Below are 16,953 nucleotides of genomic sequence, written 5' to 3' on the forward strand. Positions count from 1 at the left end.
ACAGGTAAGCCGTAGGGACGGCTTCGTCGAGGGGTGCGACCCTCCCCGCCTGCGCGAGGAGGGCCAGCGCTCTCACGCCCCGGCCGGCACCTGATCCAGAAATCCGGTCACGCTTCTGATGCGGCCGTCCTTTAGCACGGCGAAATCGGTGCCCTTGATCGGGCTGTCGGTGCCGTCGGGACCAAGTCCCCACGAAAAGCGGATGTGATCGCCGTAGCCGTTGGGCTCGCCGATCAGCTTGAACTTGAAATCGGGAAAGCGCTGCTGCACGCCTGCGATCAGCGCCTCGATGCCGTCGCGGCCGTCGCCCTTCATCAAGGGATCAACATAGCTCGCATCCGTCGTCCAGTTGTCGCTGAGCAGCTCGCGGCGCCGGCCGGCCGTGCGCTCGTTCCAGAGCTCGATGTAGCGGCCGGCGATGGTGATGGGGTCGGTCATGGTGCTCTCCTTCGATGACGCCGTATTCGGCTGTCCCTGACTATCGAAGGTTCACGCGCGCTTATCGATTACCTCGCAGGTCATCGTTGCGCGAAAAAAATGGAGCGCGATGATGTCGTCATCGCGCTCCATTCGCATGCGAATTGGTCGTGAAGATTACTTCGCGGCCGTGACCATGATCTCGACGGTGTATTGCGGCGCCGCCAGCTTGGCTTCGACGGTGGCGCGGGCGGGGGTATTACCGGCCGAGACCCAGGCGTCCCACACAGCATTCATCTCGCCGAACGTCTTCATGTCGGTGATGTAGATCGTGGCCGAGAGCAGCTTCGACTTGTCGGTGCCGGCCTTGGCGAGATGGCCGTCGATGGTTGCCAGGATGTCCTGGGTCTGCTTCGTCACGCTTTCGCCGGCGGCCTTGTTGGCGACGACACCGGCGAGATAGACGGTGTTGCCATGCACGACGACCTGGCTCATGCGCGGGCCGGTTTCGAAACGCTGAATGCTCATTTACGGATCTCCTCACTGGAATGGCGGCCCTGTCTAGCCCAGCACCTCGCGCTCTGCCACCCCCGGCACGCATGCGTTGCCGGGCACGCATGCGCTGCTAGGCACGCATGCCGTCAGCGCCGAGCATGTGCGCCTCACGGAAACTGACTGAAAAAAGCCCAGATTGTCTCGGCGCCATCGATGTCGCCGTTCTGCGGCCCGAGCAGGCCGGCTGCGACCCTCGGGAAGCGGGCATCCGGAGAAAATCCAGGCATGCGGTGGCCGCCATGGTTGATGCGATAGAGCACGACGTCGTGTCCCCTCGGGCAGCGCGATGAGATCCGGGTCACTGTCGATTGGTCTGCAGACGCCTTGTCGGGCAAGTCGGTCACGCTGGCATCGTCGGTCTCGCAGCCATTGAGCTTGCGCCAGAACGCCAGCGTCTCCTCGGTCGACCAGAACCCGTCTGCGGCAAAATAGCTCGACCCGCGTCCTCCCGCGTAAGGGACCAGCGGGTCGGCCGTGCCGTTCATGAGCAGCATCGGCAGCGGCCGTGACGGATGGCAGGTGACGGCGGCCTCGTCGGTGAGATTCATGATCACGCTCGCACCGGCCGCAAACAGATCGGCGCGGGCGCAGGCCATGGTCATCGCCATGGCGCCGCCATTGGAGACGCCCGCGATGAAGACGCGCTTTGCATCTGCGGTGCCGTCGGCCACCAGTTTCTCGACGAGCTTTGCGAGGAAGGTGACGTCGTCGGTGCCCACCGGCGGGCCGCGCAGCGCCGGCCCCGCCTTCGTTCGCGCATCCGCCCATGCATGGTTGAGGCCATCAGGAAAGACCACGGCCAGGCCCTCGCGCTTGGCGACCTGCGGCCACGCCGTCCGCGCGATCATGTCGGCGCCGCGCTGGGTCTTGCCGTGCAGCACGATGACGAGCGGTGCTGGCTTCCTGGCCGGCAATTGCGCACTGTAGGAGCGCTTTGCGCCGTTGACGTCGATCGTCTCGGCGGATGCGACTGATGCGGCGGCCAATGCAGCAACCACCGCCCCGATGCACATCCACCGCCGCACGATCTAGCCTACCGCTTTCGCCGCGGCCCGGCCCGCATTGCGGCCCGAGAACAGGCAGCCGCCGAGGAAGGTGCCTTCCAGCGAGCGATAGCCGTGCACGCCGCCGCCGCCGAAGCCGGCGGCTTCGCCGACCGCATAGAGGCCGGGAATGACACTGCCCTCGCTGCCGAACACACGCGAGTCGAGATCGGTCTCGAAGCCGCCCAGCGTCTTGCGGGTGAGGATGTTGAGCTTGACCGCGATCAGCGGCCCCTGCGCGGGATCCAGGATCCTGTGCGGGGAAGCGGTGCGGATGAGCCTGTCGCCGATATAGCGGCGCGCATTGTGGATGTTCATCACCTGCGCGTCCTTGACGTAGGGATTGGCGATCTCGCGGTCGCGCGCCTCGATCTGCATCCTGATGTGCTCGAGCTTGAGGAGGTCGCTGCCGGCAAGCTTGTTCATCTCCGCGACAAGGTCCTCGATCTTGTCGCGTACGATGAAGTCGACACCGTGGCTTTTGAATGCCTCGACCGGCGCGGGGGCGCCCTTGTTGGTGGCGCGGCGCAAGGTCATGCGCCAGCTCTTGCCGGTGAGGTCGGGATTCTGCTCCGAGCCCGACAGCGCGAACTCCTTCTTGATGATGCTCTGAGTCAGAATGAACCAGGAATAATCATAGCCGGTCGACATGATGTATTTGAGCTGGCCAAGCGTGTCGGAGCCGGGGAACAGCGGCGCCGGCAGCCGCGTGCCTGTTGCGTCGAACCACATCGAGGAGGGGCCGGGCAGGATGCGGATGCCGTGGCGCGGCCAGATGGGATTCCAGTTCTGGATGCCCTCGACATAATGCCACATGCGGTCGCGGTTGATCAGCCGCGCGCCTGATTTCTCGGTGATGCCGATCATGCGGCCGTCGACATGTTCGGGCACGCCGGAGATCATGAATTTCGGGGGATCGCCCAGCCGCTTCGGCCAGTTCTGCCGCACCAGCTCGTGATTGCCGCCGATGCCGCCGGACGCCACGATCACGGCCTGCGCCTTCAGCGCAAACTCGCCGACGACGCTGCGCGAGGAGCTCTTGCCGCGCTCGACCGTATCGGGGGCGAGAACGGCACCGCTGACGCCGTCCACCGCGCCGTTGGTGATCGAGAGCGCATCGACGCGGTGGCGGAACCTGAAGCTCAGCCGGCCGCTTTTCATCGCCTCGCGCGCGCGGCGCTCGAACGGTTCGACGATACCGGGCCCGGTGCCCCAGGTGACGTGAAAACGCGGCACCGAATTGCCGTGACCCATCGCGTCATAGCCGCCGCGCTCGGCCCAGCCGACCACGGGGAAGATGCGATGGCCCATCGCCCGCAGCCAGGCGCGCTTCTCGCCGGCCGCGAATGCCACATAGGCCTCGGCCCATTGCCGCGGCCAGAAGTCCTCGTCGCGGTCGAAGCCGGCGGCACCGATCCAGTCCTGCATGGCCAGGTCGAAGGAATCCTTGATGCCGAGCCGGCGCTGCTCGGGCGAATCGACCAGGAACAATCCGCCGAACGACCAGAACGCCTGGCCGCCAAGCGACTGCTCGCCTTCCTGGTCGACCACGATCACGCGCTTGCCCGCGTCCGCGATCTCGGTTGCGGCAACCAGTCCCGATAGTCCCGCGCCGACAACGATGACGTCAGTCTCTTCAGCCATGTATTTCCCCCTCCATGATTCCCCCTCCACAGGTTCCTCCCTGTAGTCGCCCGGATTGAAGCCAGCGGTTGTAACTGAGATCAAGGGTGTGACGCATAAGACATCATTAACTTGTTCCACTTTGGGATAGAGACCCATCGGGTGCAGCGCGGACGCAACACTGGATTTGAATTTGTTTTGAGCGAGCCGGTCTGCCTAGACAAAACCGCGGTTACGACAGACGCTAGTCGCGCATCACCACCGAACACGCAGATTCGAATTCGACTGGGGCGGGGGACAATGAAGTTTCTGACGGGGTTGCTTGCGGCGGTTCTCCTGATCGCTTGCATGGGGGCTTCTCACGCGGTGGTTCGGATCGCGGATGACCGCGGTGGCCGGATCGGAACTTATGTCGACAAATACCAGGACCTGCGGCAATCAGGTGACACCGTCATCATCGACGGCCTCTGCGCCTCGGCCTGCACCATCGTCCTCGGCGCCATCCCGCACGACCGCATCTGCGTGACCTCGCACGCGACGCTGGGCTTCCACGCCGCCTGGGATTTCGGCACCAACGGCCGCGCCGTCACCAATGCCGAAGCCACCCAGATGCTCTACGCGATGTATCCGTCGCAGGTGAAACGCTGGATCACCCAGCGCGGCGGCCTCACCCCGCACATGCTGTTCCTGAAGGGCAAGCAGCTCCAGGCCATGTACAAGCCCTGCTACCTGGACGCGCAAGCCTCGGCCAATAGGCCGGCGCCGCGGTAGGGGCACGTTCGTCACTTCTAGCGCTGCTCTTTCGTCATGGCCGGGCTTGTCCCGGCCATCCACGTTTTTGGGCTCGGTGAAAAGCGCGTGGATGCCCGGGCCTTCGCCGCGCCGAAGCGGCTTCGGCCGCGCAGGCGGGACAAGCACGGGCATGACGAGGATGGGACGCACTTCCGCCCTCGTGATCCCCGCCCCCTTCCGCCGCGCTTGCCCGGCCACGCCCCAGCGCCTATTTGGAAGGCAGGGAACCCCGACCTTCGCCCCGATCGTTGTCATGGCTCAACCGCTGCACCCGTCGCATCCGCTACAGGACAATTCGCCCACTGCCGGCCGGACGCCGTTCGTGCTGCTGTTGGCGGGCGCGGGGATCGGCGGATTGCTGGTGCTCGGCGCGCTGGCGCTGTGGTTCCACTACGGCACGCAGATGTTCTTCGAGATGATCAGGACCGGTTTCGCCGCCTGCTTCTGATCCGCCACAGGAAGTTTTCCGCTCATGAGTTCCGCCGCCCGTCCGCTGGTGATCGCGACCGCCTTTGCCGCAAGCCTCGTTGTCGGCCTCCTGATCATGTTCTGGGCCATGGGCGGGGTCAGCAAGGTGGCGCAGCCGGCCGCGATCGGCGGCCCGTTCCAGCTCACCGACCAGAACGGCAAGGCTATCACCGACAAGAGCCTGAAGGGCAAGCCGACCCTCATCTTCTTCGGCTACACCCACTGCCCCGATGTCTGCCCGACCTCGCTGTTCGAGATCTCGGAGGTGCTGCGCGCGCTGGGCAAGGATGCCGACAAGGTCAATGCCGTCTTCATCTCGGTCGATCCCGAGCGCGATACGCCGGCGACCATGAAGGAGTATCTGTCGAGCTTCGATCCGCATCTCGAAGGTCTATCCGGCGATCCCGCCGAGACCGCCAAGGTCATCACCTCCTACCGGGTCTACGCCAAGAAGGTCCCGACCAAGGACGGCGACTACACCATGGACCACACCGCGCTGATCTATCTGATGGACCGCGACGGCCGGTTCGTGTCGCCGTTCAACCTGAAGCGGACGCCGGACGAGGCGGCGGCGGATTTGAAGAAGTATCTCTGAGAAGAGCGCAGGATCGAGCGGCATTCTCGGTGCAACCTCTCCCGCTTGCGGGGGAGGTCGGCGCGCACAGCGCGCCGGGTGGGGGCTCTCTCCACATTGGGGCTCTCGCCCGCGGAGATACCCCCACCCCGGCCCTCCCCCCGCAAGCGGGAGAGGGAGCGCACCTCGACTTGGCTGCATTCCATGCTCGCGTTCCCGTCGGGATGGTCTATAACGCCCTCCGATCCCAATGAAATTCGTTCATTTCCGGCCGATGGCTCCATCGCAACAGGCGAAATCGTCCAAATCTGCTCGTAGCTTGCTGGCGGGGCTAGCCGTCGGCGCCTGCCTGCTCGCAGGCCTTCCCGGCGCCGAGGCGCAGGCCCCGGCCAAGCAGCCTCCCCCGCCGCCCCAGGGGACGCAGCAAGCCCCACCTCGGGTCGCGCAGGCCGCCCCGCAGGCCGTGCCCGGCTTCTGGGACCCGCGGCGGCGACCGGAGCGGCCGGACCTGTCGCGCCTTACCGTGATCCGCTTCCTGACCGAGACCGACTATCCGCCGTTCAATTTCACGGGCGCCGACGGCAACCCGGCCGGCTTCAACGTCGATCTGGCCCGCGCGCTGTGCGAGGAGATCAAGGTCACCTGCACGGTGCAGATGCGCCGCTTCGAGACGCTGGTCGACGCGCTCTCCTCCAACCGCGGCGATGCCATCATCGCCTCGATGGCGGTCAGCCCGCAGCTGCGCGCCCGCGTCGACTTCACCGATCCCTATTACCGCGTGCCGGCCCGCTTCGCCTCGCGCAAGGACGCGGTGATGCCGGAGATCCGGCCCGAATATCTCGAGGGCAAGAAGGTTGGCGTCGTCGCCGGCTCCGCGCACGAGGCCTATCTCAAGGCGATGTTCACCGACGCCGAGCTGCACGGCTATCCCAATGACGACGCGCTCCGCAGCGCTTTGCGCAAGGGCGAGGTCGATTTCATCTTCGGCGACGCCATCTCGCTGGCGTTCTGGATCAACGGCACCGATTCCGGCGATTGCTGCGCCTTCTCCGGCGGCCCTTTCGTCGAGAGCCGTTTCTTCGGCGAAGGCATCGGCATCGCCGTCCGCAAGGGCAATGACGTGCTGCGCCAGGCCCTGAACTGGGCCCTGTTCCGCGTCTGGGAAAAAGGCCGCTACACCGACCTGTGGCTGCGGTATTTCTCGGTGAGCCCGTTCTAGCCCTGCGCTCGCGACGAGCAAACTGCCGTAGGGTGGGCAAAGGCGCGTCAGCGCCGTGCCCACGTCTTTGAGGTGGTGGGCACGCTTCGCTTTGCCCACCCTACGATCCCCGCGATAGTTGCTCCGCAACTTTTGCATTCTGCCCGGAAATCGCTATTTTCCGCGGCCCGGAGGCCCTTCTTGATGTCCGTTATCGATCCCAACATGAGCCCGAGCGATTTGCGTGCGCTCGCCGAACAATCCAACGCCTGGCCGTTCGAGCAGGCGAAGGCCATTGTCGCGCGGCTGAAGAAAAGCCCGAAGGACGAGGTGCTGTTCGAGACCGGCTACGGACCATCCGGCCTGCCGCATATCGGCACGTTCGGCGAGGTCGCGCGCACCTCGATGGTGCGCCATGCCTTCCGCGTGCTGACCGAGGACAAGGTCAAGACGCGCCTCCTGGCGTTCTCCGACGACATGGACGGGTTTCGGAAAGTGCCGGACAACGTTCCCAACAAGGAGATGCTGGCCGCGCATCTCGGCAAGCCGCTGACGCGGGTGCCAGATCCGTTCTCCAACGAGTACCCCTCGTTCGGTGCGCACAACAACGCGCGCCTGCGCGCGTTTCTGGATCATTTCGGCTTCGACTACGAGTTCGCGAGCTCGACGGACTACTACACCTCAGGCCGCTTCGACGCGACGCTTCTCAAGATGTTAGCTGCCTACGACAAGGTGATGGCGATCATCCTGCCGACGCTAGGGCCCGATCGCCGCGCGACCTATTCGCCGTTCCTGCCCATCAGCAAGACCACCGGTGTCGTGCTGCAGGTGCCGATGATCCGCCGCGACGTTGCGGCCGGCACCGTGACCTATGTCGACCCCGACACGAACCAGGAAGTCGAAACGCCCGTCACCGGCGGCAACGTCAAGTGTCAGTGGAAGGCCGACTGGGCGATGCGCTGGGTCGCGCTCGGCGTCGACTACGAGATGGCCGGCAAGGATTTGATCGACTCCGTGAAGCTCTCCGGCGCGATCGCCAGGGCGCTCGGCGCCACGCCGCCCGAGGGCTTCAATTACGAACTCTTCCTCGACGAGCAGGGCCAGAAGATCTCGAAGTCGAAGGGCAACGGCCTGACCATCGACGAGTGGCTGCGCTACGCCTCGCCGGAATCGCTGTCGCTGTTCATGTATCGCGAGCCCAAGGCGGCCAAGCGGCTGTATTTCGACGTCATCCCGCGCAACGTCGACGATTATCAGCAGTTCATCGACGGCTTTGCCCGGCAGGATGACAAGCAGCAGCTCGGCAATCCGGTCTGGCACATCCACAACGGCAAGCCACCGCGGGGCGACATGCCCGTCACCTTCCAGCTCCTGCTGACGCTGGTGTCGTCGTCAAACGCGGAGAATGCCGAGACGCTGTGGGGTTTTATTGGCCGCTATCGTCCGGGCGTCTCGCCGCAGACACATCCGAAGCTCGATGCGATGGTCGGCTACGCCATCAATTACTACCGCGACTTCGTCGCGCCGACGAAGCAGTTCCGCGTGCCCTCGGACAACGAGCGCAGCGCGCTGCAGGACCTGCGCGATGCGCTGTCACAGCTTGCGCAGAACGCATCTGCCGAGGACATCCAGAACGTCGTCTACGAGATCGGCCGCCGCGAGCCCTTCCTCGACCAGGTCAAGAAGGGCAAGGACGGCCGTCCCGGCGTCACGCTGGACTGGTTCAACATGCTCTATCAGGTGCTGCTCGGCCAGGAGAAGGGCCCGCGCTTCGGCTCCTTCGTCGCGGTGTACGGCGTGCAGAACGCCGTCAACATGATCGACGGCGCGCTGGCGCGGAGCGCGTGAGACCAGCTCTCTCCCGACGTCGTCCCGGCGAAAGCCGGGACCCATAACCCCAGGGAGCAGTTAGGCGAAGACTCTTAGTCGCGCTCACTCCGGTATGACGACCGCCACCGTCCGATAGATCACGCGGTATGGGTCCCGGCGTTCGCCGGGACGACAGTGGTGTGTGGAGCGCCAGCTCAGATCGACCTTAGCACGTAACGCCGGTTGTCCTTCTGCACCGGGCGCGCGTTCATCGGATAGAGTTTTGCGAACGCGGCGACGTCAGCGGCGGACACCTGAATCGGGGTGGTCAGCAGCAGCCATTCGACCACTTCCGAACAGGGCGGGGTCGTCAGCGAGCCGGGATAGCGGAAGTAACTCAGTTTTTGCGGCAGCATGGCGTGCGGGTCGATGCCCGCATCCGCCTTCACCGCCGGGCCTTCCGCCGCCGGCATGGACTTGACGATCTTGCCGAAGGCCGGGTTCGGCCTGCCCTCGGCCATCAGCACGCCGACCACGGCGAGGCCGCCGGCTTCGTTGCGATGGACGAAATGCGCCTCCATCGGAAAATTCTTGCCGCCGATCATGTGCTCGCTCGGCCGGTGGAAGTGCACCTGAAGCAGCTTGTACTTGACGTCGCCGAGCATCAACGTGCTGCCCTCGGCGAAGTTGAGCTGGATCGTGTGTCCGTTGTTGACGATGGTGTCGGCGCTCTTGCCCCAGTTCAGCTTCAGAACCGGCAATTGCGACTTGATCGTCCCCTCGATGTCGATCGGCGACTGCTGCAGGCCGACCGCGCAGGCCTTGTTGGCCGCGTCGAGATCGCCCCATTTGGCCGGGCCGCCGACGCCCTCATAGCTCCAATGCGCGCCTTCGGCTGCGAAGGCTGGCTTGCAGAGCGGACAAAGCGCAAGACCCGCGAGAGCCTTCAATGCGTGACGGCGATTCATCATATCCCCCTAAGATGAACTTGATTGGCAATATCGGCCGCAACCTATGCGAGAGCGGCGGTGAGTCGCAATGGCGATGCAGGAGTGACGCGAGCCGGGAGCGGATTCAGACCTTCTGGCGAAAGGTCTCCAGCACGGCCGCGACGATCTTCTGCCCGTTTCTGCGCAGCTTCCTGGAATCGTCGGCGTGGGGCAGCAGCAGTCCGATCTTGCAGATCATGGCGTCGATCATCCGGCTGAGCAGATCGACATCGTCCGCGTGCAACTCGCCATCGCGCTTCAGGGCCCGCAGGGTCGCGATCAGGAGCGCGGTCGGATAGGTCTCCTCGATCTCGCGATAACGCGGCTCGCCGAGCACGGCTTGCGCTTCCTGGATGACGATGCGTGCATAGTCCGGCTCTTCGCAGGCGTCGAGATAGGCGTCGATGCCGGCGGTGAGACGATCCCAGATCTTGCGCTCATTCCGTGCCGCGATCTCGATTCTGGCGGCCGCGTCGCGCTGCATGGCAACCACCACGGCGTCGAACAGCGCCTTCTTGTCCTCGAAGTGATGGTAGAACGCGCCGCGCGTGACCCGCGCCGCCCGTGAGATCGCCTCCATGCCGGCGGCCTGAAACCCGTGGGCCGCAAACGCTTCGCGGCCGGCATCGAGCAGCGCTTGCCGTGTGGCTTCGCTGTACTCTTCCCGACGACTTCTCGGAGGATCCTTCGCCCGCATCGCGCGCAACCTAATGCTTGACGCGTCGGTATCAAACCGCTTATAACATACACGATGTATGTATTAGACACGTAGAATGTCTATAACGAATTTGGCGAGGCAGGCCATGGACGGCAGACGCATGTTTGAGCTGGCGGAAAGTCTGGCGATCGCGAAGAGCCGGCAGGATGTCCCAGCGGCGCTGGAAGTCCTGCATCCGGACATGGTGCTGGAGACGCCGGCCTTCGGCACCAGGGCGCAGGGTCTTGCCGAAAACGAGCGCATCCTGACGCGCTTCTTCAAGTCGTTCCCGGACTATCACGTCACGCTCGATGGCCACGCCAATTCCGCCGACACGCTGGTCTGCTGGGGCACCGCGCGGATGACGATGACGGGGGATCGCTTCGGGGCCGTGCCGAACGGCCGTCGCGCCGAGCTGCCGGTGTTCATCGCCTTCGCCTTTCGCGACGACAAGATCGCGTATGAGCGCTTCGTCTTCGATCTCTCCGAGCTCTGCGCCCAATCCGGGGTCTCGACCGACGCGGTCAGGCGCAAGCTGTTCGGCGAAGCCACGCAGGCAGCGTAGCTCGCCGACGCAACTACATCCACGAAACAGGAGCGTCAGACCATGGCCGATCCCCGCATCAAGCCCGTCGGTGACCTCGCGACCAGACTTCTCTTCGACATCGTTGTCGACCTCGATCCGCGCCTTAATTTCGGCGCCGGGCCGGTCGGGCAGCGCGTGCTGTTCGGGGCGGCCAAGGGCTCGTTCGAAGGCCCGCGCCTGCGCGGCGAGGTGCTGCGGGGCGGCGGCGACTGGGCCTTGTTCCGCGCCGATGGCACCATGACGCTCGATGTCCGCCTGTCGCTGGGGACGCATGATGGCGAGCTGATCTACATGACCTATGGCGGCCGCTGGGTGACGCCGCAGGCTTTGCGCGCCGAGATGGCGGATCCCGCGCAACGTACCAAGGTCGATCCCGCCGGATATTACTTCCGCACCAATCCGCTGTTCGAGACCGGCTCGCAGACCTATGCCTGGCTCAACGACGTCGTTTGCGTCGGCAAGGGCTACCTCGTCGAAGGTGCCGTCGCCTACAAGATCTTCGAAGTGCTGTGAGAGCCTCCGTGGATGCGTTGAGCGAGCTGCGTTGTGCCGGCGACCGCAATGCCAAACCCTCGCTCGCGCGGTCACTGGTCGCGGAGGGACTGGGCACCGCCTACCTGCTGGTCGCGATCGTGGGCTCTGGTATTCTCGGCGAGAGGCTTGCAGCCGGCAATGTCGCTCTTGCCTTGCTCGCCAATGCGCTCTCGACGGGTGCCGCACTCTATGCCCTGATCGTCTGGCTCGCGCCGTTGTCGGGCGCCCATTTCAATCCGCTCGTCTCGCTGGTGCTGGCATTTCGCGGCGACATCGCGCTTCGCGTCGCCGTATTCTACGTGCCAACCCAGCTGGTCGGCGCCGTCGCTGGTGTTGCCATCGCTGACGCGATGTTCGACGTGCCGCCCTACTCGCTGTCATCCCATCTTCGCAGCGGTCCCTCGCAATGGCTGAGCGAATTCCTGGTCACGTTCGGCCTGATCGGAATGGTGTGGACCTGCTCGCGCATGCGGCCGTCTGCTCTTGCGGGCGCGGTCGCCGCCTATATTGGGGCCGGCTTCTGGTTCACGGCCACGGATTTTGCCAATCCCGCCGTCGCCCTGGCGCGCGCATTCACCGATACGTTCTCCGGAATTCGCCCGATCGACGTACCCGGCTTCCTCGTCGCGGAAACGCTGGGCGCTCTGGCGTCCGTGGCGTTGTTTCGCTGGCTGGTGCCGAACTTGCGCTGACGAAGAGCGAAGTCACTGCCTCGCCCATATGATGCGCGCGATCCACGCCACATCGCTCGCCGCCATCGTGCGCCCGGCCTGTGGCGCATCGAACGACTGAAGCTCCAGCGCCTTCGCGGTGCGGCGCCCCAGCGTCGCGACCATCACCTCGCCCCCTTTGGTCTTCACCACCACGCGATCGCCTTTGCGGATCGGCGCGCCGGGGGAGACCAGGATGAGGTCGCCGTCGCGATAGGCGGGTAGCAGCGCATCGCCTGAAATCTCCAGCGCAAATGTGTGGCTGTCCTCGGTGGGAAGCGCGATTTCGGTCCAGCCCTTGCCGGATGGAAGGCCGGCCTCATCGAAAGCGCCGCTCGCGCCGGCCAGCGCGAAGCCGAGCAGCGGTACCGAGCGACCGTCGCCTGCGTCATCATCGATCAGCCGCGCAAAGCTCTCGATCGAGGAGTCGGCCGCGGCCAGCGCCTTTGCGATCGATTCGGTCGAGGGCCAGCGCTCGCGGCCGTCCGAGGTAACGCGCTTGGACCTGTTGAAGGTGGTGGGATCAAGCCCGGCGCGCTTGGCGAGGCCGGACGGCGACAGGCCGGCGCGCGCCGCCAGCCGATCCAGGGCAACCCAGATCTGGTCGTGTGTCAGTATCCTCTGCGCTTTGGCCTGTCTGACCATGCAAGGTCCAGCCTGTCGCAACTCAGGAAAACTATCCTCAAATCAACCGGTTTTCCGTTTTCCGCGCAAGAGGCGGCGGGCAGGCGCGCCTTCAAGCGATGTGGATAGCGGTACGCCTCAAGAAAAACGCGCCAAAACAGGAATCTAGAGCCCCGTTCCGATTTCATCGGAACGGAATAGGCTCTAAGCCTTGAGTTCGGAAGGGGCGGCCTTTACGGTCGCGCCCGGGTTTCGGGGACCCGCACGCGGCGAAAAAACCCAAGAAACTCAAAGAGCTGACTCAAAGAGCAAACAGGGCTGCGCAAGCGGTGGTCAAGATCTACAAAATCTGTCCGGCCTCGGCCTGGCGTGAGGCGGAACGGCAGGGTGTCTACCGGGGCAGCGCGGACGATGCGCGCGACGGCTTCATCCATTTCTCCACCGCTGCCCAGGTTCCCGAGACCTTGCGCAAGCACTATGTCGGACAGCGCGCGCTGTTCCTGGTCGAGGTCGATGGCGACGCACTCGGCAGCGAGCTGCGCTGGGAGCGCTCGCGCAATGACGAGCTGTTTCCACATCTCTATGGCGAGCTCGACCTCGGCGCGGTGCTGTCGGTGATGAACCTCAACATCCGCTCGGACGGCGGCCACGACACTCCGGAGCTGCTGCCGTGATCCGCGCTTTCGACGCCTTTTCGCTGCCGGTGCTGCGCTGGCTCGATCCGGAAGACGCCCATCGCCTCGCGATCCAGGGCCTGCGTTTCCTGCCGCCGGTCAAGCCGCGCGCTGACGATCCCAAGCTCGCGATGCGCGCCTTCGGGCTCAACTTTCCCAATCCAATCGGCATGGCCGCGGGCTTCGACAAGAGCGCCGAGGTGCCGGACGCATTGCTGCGGCTCGGCTTCGGCTTCGTCGAGATCGGCTCGGTGACACCGAAGCCGCAAGTTGGCAATCCGCGGCCGCGGCTGTTTCGTTTGGAGCGCGACGAGGCCGTCATCAACCGCATGGGGTTCAACAATGACGGCGCCGACGTCGCCTTGCGCCGGCTTGCCGCGCGCGCGCAACACGGCGGCATCGTCGGCGTCAATGTCGGCGCCAACAAGGATTCGCCGGACCGCGTCGCCGACTACGTCAAGCTGATCGAGACCTTTGCGCCGGTGGCGAGCTATTTCACCGTCAACGTCTCCTCGCCGAACACGCCGGGCCTGCGCAATTTGCAGGAAGGCGCCCTGCTCGACGATCTCCTCGCCAGGGTGATCGACGCGCGCGAGCGTGTCAGGCAGAAGGCCGGCGACACGCCGGTGCTGCTCAAGATCGCGCCGGATCTGAGCCTCGCCCAGCTCGACGATGTCGTGCAGGTGGCGCGCTCGCGCCGTGTCGACGGCATGATCGTGTCGAACACGACGATCGCGCGGCCGAGCACGCTGCGCGAGGAGATGCGCGCCAAGGAGCAAGGCGGCCTGTCCGGCCGGCCGCTGTTCCGCCTGTCGACGCGCATGGTCGCGGAGACCTATGTGCGCGTCGAGGGCGCGTTCCCGCTGATCGGGGTCGGCGGCGTGGATTCGGGCGGTGCCGCGCTGACGAAGATCCGCGCCGGTGCGAGCCTGATCCAGCTCTATTCGTCGCTGATCTACAAGGGCCTCGGCCTCGTCGACGAGATCAAGCGCGACCTCACCTCGACGCTGCTCCGCACCGGCCGGGATTCGCTGTCCGAGATCGTCGGCGCCGATGCCGCGACGCTCACAGCGGAAGATTGGCCGGGGATGTAAGGCGGTCTCGTGCCCCGGACGCAGTCATCGTCCGGGCTACGGTTCTTCTACGATTTCGAAAACGTCGCCCGGAACTGCGCCGGATAGCGTGCGGCCTGCAAGCCGCCGCGCGAGAGGTAGGAGGCCATCAGCGCACACCACAGTCCGGCATTGCCGAGCGATTGCAGCGCCCACCAGGCGGCGAGGAAGATCAGCAGCGAAGCCAGCATCAGATTGCGCATCTCGCGCGCCCAGGTCGCGCCGATATAGATGCCGTCGAAGCCGAAGGCGAACACGCCCGGGATGGGCACGAGCACGACGAACGGCAGGAATTCGCGCGCGGCATGGCGGACGTCGTCACTCGCCGTCATGAAATCGATCAAGGCGGGCCCGAACAGCGCGAACAGTCCCGACACCACCAGCGCGAAGCCGAGGCCCCATAGCAGCACCAGCCGGGTCGAATCCGCAAAGCCCTTTGCATCGCGCGCGCCAACGGCGCGGCCGCAGAGCTGCTGCGCTGCATTGGCGAGACCGTCGAGGAAGAAGGCGCTGACCAGCAGGAAATTGTTGAGCACGGAGTTGGCGGCCAGCGTGACGTCGCCGGCCTGCGCGCCCTTGGCGGTGAAGAACAGGAATACGGCGATCAGCGCCGCAGTGCGGATCAGGATGTCGGTGTTCACCGCCAGCATCCGCAACAGCTTGTCGCGGTCGAGCAGGGTCGCGTACGGCACGGCGAAGCCGCCGTCGGCATAATGGCGGCAGACCATCACGCCGAGGGCGAACCCGACCGCTTCCGACAACAGCGCGGCGATCGCGGCACCGGTGATGCCGGTGTCGTAGATCAGCACCAGCACGATCGTCGCCGCCATGTTGACGAGGTTGATGACGACCTGAAGCAACAAAGCCGAATTGGCGCGGGCCTGTCCGATCAACCAGCCGAGGATGACGTAATTGGCGAGCGCGAACGGCGATGACCAGATCCGGATCTTGAAGTAGGTCTTCGCGGCCCCCGTCACACCCTCGCTGCCGCCCATGAGGTCGAACAGCACTGCGGCCAGCGGCAGTTGCACCACGATCAGCGCGGCGCCGATCAGGCCGGCAACGATGAAGCCGCGCGCCAGGATCGCGGTCGGCTCGCGCGTGTCACCCGCGCCCAGCGATTGCGCGGTGAAGGCGAGCGTGCTCATCCGCAGGAAGCCGAACAGCCAGAACAGGCAGTCGAAGATCACCGAGGCCATCGCCACGCCGCCGAGCAGCGCGGCATCGTCGAGACGGCCGATCGCCGTGGTCGAGACAATGCCGATCAGCGGCGTGGTCAGGTTCGCGACCATCGCCGGACCGGCGATGGCGAACACTTCACGTGTGCCGACTTTGGGATGGCCGGGCGCGTGCATGGTCAGAACACGACGACCATGCCGTCCTCGGCCGCCATATGGGGCAGAGCTTCGAGGCGCGACAGCATGTCATCGCTCATATGGGTGAGGACGAGCCGCTTGGCGCCGATCGCGGGCAGATGCTGTTCCAAGGTCTTCAGGCTGAGATGGTTCTTGACCACCTTCTCGTACATATAGGCTTCAGCGATGAAAAGATCCGCGCCGTGCGCCAGCGGAATGAGCGTCTCCGTCCATTCGGTATCGGCGCTGTAGGCGAGCGTGCGGTCCTCGGCCTCGACGCGGTAGGCGAGGAAGGGGCCACCGGATTCGCCATGCACGACCGGGTAGGGCGTCACCGTCACGGTGCCGAATGTCCGGCTTTGCTCGGGCGAGAGCTCGACGACATCAAGCTCGAAGCGCTGCTGTGTCTTCGAGGAGTGCTCGAACAGCGCCTCCATCACCTCGCGCAGCCGCGTCTCGATGCCTTGCGGGCCCGCGATCGTCAGCGGCCGCGTCCGCCGCGAGAATTGGGCGTCGAGCAGGACAAACGGCAGCCCGGCAAAATGATCACCGTGGAAATGCGTGACCAGGATGAGATCGATGTCCTCGCACGCGATCTCGAGCCGCTTCAGCGCCGGCAGAGCCGACGCACCGCAGTCGATCAGGAAGTTGGCCTCGCGCCCCGAGACGTGGAAGCAGGTATTGAGTCTGCCGCCGGAGCCAAAAGCATCGCCGCAGCCGACAAAGCGCAATTGCATCGGCTGCGGACCTTCAAAATCTCACCGGCCGCGCGGCGTGCCGAACACGCGCGAGAGCAGCCAGATCGGGATCACGATGACCGCGCCGAGCAGGAAGTAGCGCCACAGCCAGTTGATGGTGTCGAAGCCGAGATCCCACAGCCGCTGGAACAAGAGGCGAATGCTGGTGAGGATGTTCCAGGGATCGAAGCCGATCGCGGCGAGCACGACGCCGACCAGGATCGAGAGCAGGACCAGGCGAAACGCGACCGCCAGCGGCGAGCCGCCGAGAAAGCGGTTCAGCCCGTCGTTGCGGCCGGCCGGCAAATCTCTGACGTCTTGGACCATCTCAAACTCCTGTAGGCGGATTCGACCCATTATAGGGCACGGCGAGGCAGATGGGGAACCCCGGCCCGACCGTCAATCAGCTTACCGCGTTTTAATTCGGGCACGCGCGTGCCGCGGGCTCCCAACCTC

20 protein-coding genes are annotated in these 16,953 nt (G+C 65.1%); 10 read left to right on the top strand and 10 right to left on the bottom strand.

Annotated features, from left to right (window positions below; all coding sequences use genetic code 11):
* Window positions 1-72: 72 nt before the first annotated feature.
* The 4 genes from RAD10_RS01665 to RAD10_RS01680 form a co-directional block, all read right to left on the bottom strand.
* The gene (locus RAD10_RS01665) at window positions 73-438 is read right to left on the bottom strand and encodes a nuclear transport factor 2 family protein (RefSeq protein WP_461616069.1); all 366 of its coding nucleotides are present in this window, start codon (window positions 436-438) and stop codon (window positions 73-75) included.
* A 156-nt stretch (window positions 439-594) separates the two neighbouring features.
* Window positions 595-945, bottom strand: coding sequence for a RidA family protein (locus RAD10_RS01670; protein WP_018320814.1), 351 nt, complete (start codon window positions 943-945; stop codon window positions 595-597).
* A 134-nt stretch (window positions 946-1,079) separates the two neighbouring features.
* Complete coding sequence (locus RAD10_RS01675; protein WP_461616564.1) at window positions 1,080-1,985, bottom strand: CE1 family esterase; 906 nt, start codon at window positions 1,983-1,985, stop codon at window positions 1,080-1,082.
* A 15-nt stretch (window positions 1,986-2,000) separates the two neighbouring features.
* A complete protein-coding gene (locus RAD10_RS01680) occupies window positions 2,001-3,659 on the bottom strand; it encodes an FAD-binding dehydrogenase (RefSeq protein ID WP_461616070.1) in 1,659 nt (552 codons plus the stop codon).
* A gap of 279 nt (window positions 3,660-3,938) precedes the next feature.
* On the opposite strand from RAD10_RS01680, the gene RAD10_RS01685 reads away from it, so the two are divergent.
* From RAD10_RS01685 to RAD10_RS01705, 5 genes are all read left to right on the top strand, one after another.
* Entirely contained in the window at window positions 3,939-4,409 is a 471-nt protein-coding gene (locus RAD10_RS01685; protein ID WP_461616071.1) for a hypothetical protein, read from the top strand.
* Between the two features lie 274 nt (window positions 4,410-4,683).
* Complete coding sequence (locus RAD10_RS01690) at window positions 4,684-4,878, top strand: hypothetical protein (RefSeq protein WP_028140870.1); 195 nt, start codon at window positions 4,684-4,686, stop codon at window positions 4,876-4,878.
* Window positions 4,879-4,902: 24 nt separating this feature from the next.
* Entirely contained in the window at window positions 4,903-5,493 is a 591-nt protein-coding gene (locus RAD10_RS01695) for an SCO family protein (RefSeq protein ID WP_461616072.1), read from the top strand.
* A gap of 253 nt (window positions 5,494-5,746) precedes the next feature.
* Window positions 5,747-6,691 carry a transporter substrate-binding domain-containing protein gene (locus RAD10_RS01700; protein ID WP_461616565.1) on the top strand — a complete coding sequence of 315 codons (945 nt, stop codon included), beginning with the start codon at window positions 5,747-5,749 and terminating at the stop codon, window positions 6,689-6,691.
* A gap of 183 nt (window positions 6,692-6,874) precedes the next feature.
* Window positions 6,875-8,518 carry a lysine--tRNA ligase gene (locus RAD10_RS01705; RefSeq protein WP_461616566.1) on the top strand — a complete coding sequence of 548 codons (1,644 nt, stop codon included), beginning with the start codon at window positions 6,875-6,877 and terminating at the stop codon, window positions 8,516-8,518.
* A gap of 176 nt (window positions 8,519-8,694) precedes the next feature.
* Here RAD10_RS01705 and RAD10_RS01710 read toward each other — a convergent pair whose 3' ends face one another.
* Window positions 8,695-9,447 carry a carbonic anhydrase gene (locus RAD10_RS01710; RefSeq protein ID WP_461616073.1) on the bottom strand — a complete coding sequence of 251 codons (753 nt, stop codon included), beginning with the start codon at window positions 9,445-9,447 and terminating at the stop codon, window positions 8,695-8,697.
* Window positions 9,448-9,553: 106 nt separating this feature from the next.
* A complete protein-coding gene (locus tag RAD10_RS01715; RefSeq protein ID WP_461616074.1) occupies window positions 9,554-10,165 on the bottom strand; it encodes a TetR/AcrR family transcriptional regulator in 612 nt (203 codons plus the stop codon).
* Window positions 10,166-10,271: 106 nt separating this feature from the next.
* Between RAD10_RS01715 and RAD10_RS01720 the strand changes: the two genes are divergently transcribed.
* From RAD10_RS01720 to RAD10_RS01730, 3 genes are read left to right on the top strand one after another with little or no spacing between them, the layout of a single operon-like run.
* Window positions 10,272-10,730, top strand: coding sequence for an ester cyclase (locus tag RAD10_RS01720; protein ID WP_461616075.1), 459 nt, complete (start codon window positions 10,272-10,274; stop codon window positions 10,728-10,730).
* Between the two features lie 42 nt (window positions 10,731-10,772).
* Window positions 10,773-11,264, top strand: a complete 492-nt coding sequence (locus RAD10_RS01725; RefSeq protein ID WP_461616076.1) for a DUF3237 domain-containing protein — start codon at window positions 10,773-10,775, stop codon at window positions 11,262-11,264.
* Window positions 11,265-11,272: 8 nt separating this feature from the next.
* On the top strand, window positions 11,273-11,977 hold the full coding sequence (locus RAD10_RS01730; protein WP_461616077.1) for an aquaporin: 705 nt from the start codon (window positions 11,273-11,275) through the stop codon (window positions 11,975-11,977).
* Between the two features lie 12 nt (window positions 11,978-11,989).
* Here RAD10_RS01730 and RAD10_RS01735 read toward each other — a convergent pair whose 3' ends face one another.
* Entirely contained in the window at window positions 11,990-12,640 is a 651-nt protein-coding gene (locus tag RAD10_RS01735) for a S24 family peptidase (RefSeq protein WP_461616078.1), read from the bottom strand.
* A 308-nt stretch (window positions 12,641-12,948) separates the two neighbouring features.
* Between RAD10_RS01735 and RAD10_RS01740 the strand changes: the two genes are divergently transcribed.
* Window positions 12,949-13,293 carry a DUF952 domain-containing protein gene (locus RAD10_RS01740; protein WP_018320827.1) on the top strand — a complete coding sequence of 115 codons (345 nt, stop codon included), beginning with the start codon at window positions 12,949-12,951 and terminating at the stop codon, window positions 13,291-13,293.
* Window positions 13,290-14,387 carry a quinone-dependent dihydroorotate dehydrogenase gene (locus RAD10_RS01745; RefSeq protein ID WP_091965816.1) on the top strand — a complete coding sequence of 366 codons (1,098 nt, stop codon included), beginning with the start codon at window positions 13,290-13,292 and terminating at the stop codon, window positions 14,385-14,387. Before RAD10_RS01740 ends, RAD10_RS01745 begins: the two co-directional genes overlap by 4 nt.
* Before the next feature lie 47 nt (window positions 14,388-14,434).
* On the opposite strand, the gene RAD10_RS01750 is transcribed toward RAD10_RS01745, so the two are convergent.
* From RAD10_RS01750 to RAD10_RS01760, 3 genes are read right to left on the bottom strand one after another with little or no spacing between them, the layout of a single operon-like run.
* On the bottom strand, window positions 14,435-15,760 hold the full coding sequence (locus tag RAD10_RS01750; RefSeq protein WP_461616079.1) for an MATE family efflux transporter: 1,326 nt from the start codon (window positions 15,758-15,760) through the stop codon (window positions 14,435-14,437).
* Between the two features lie 2 nt (window positions 15,761-15,762).
* Window positions 15,763-16,497, bottom strand: coding sequence for an MBL fold metallo-hydrolase (locus RAD10_RS01755; RefSeq protein WP_461616080.1), 735 nt, complete (start codon window positions 16,495-16,497; stop codon window positions 15,763-15,765).
* A 21-nt stretch (window positions 16,498-16,518) separates the two neighbouring features.
* On the bottom strand, window positions 16,519-16,824 hold the full coding sequence (locus RAD10_RS01760) for a DUF6460 domain-containing protein (protein ID WP_018320831.1): 306 nt from the start codon (window positions 16,822-16,824) through the stop codon (window positions 16,519-16,521).
* Window positions 16,825-16,953: the final 129 nt, after the last annotated feature.

It is taken from the genome of Bradyrhizobium sp. 23AC (assembly GCF_054863025.1).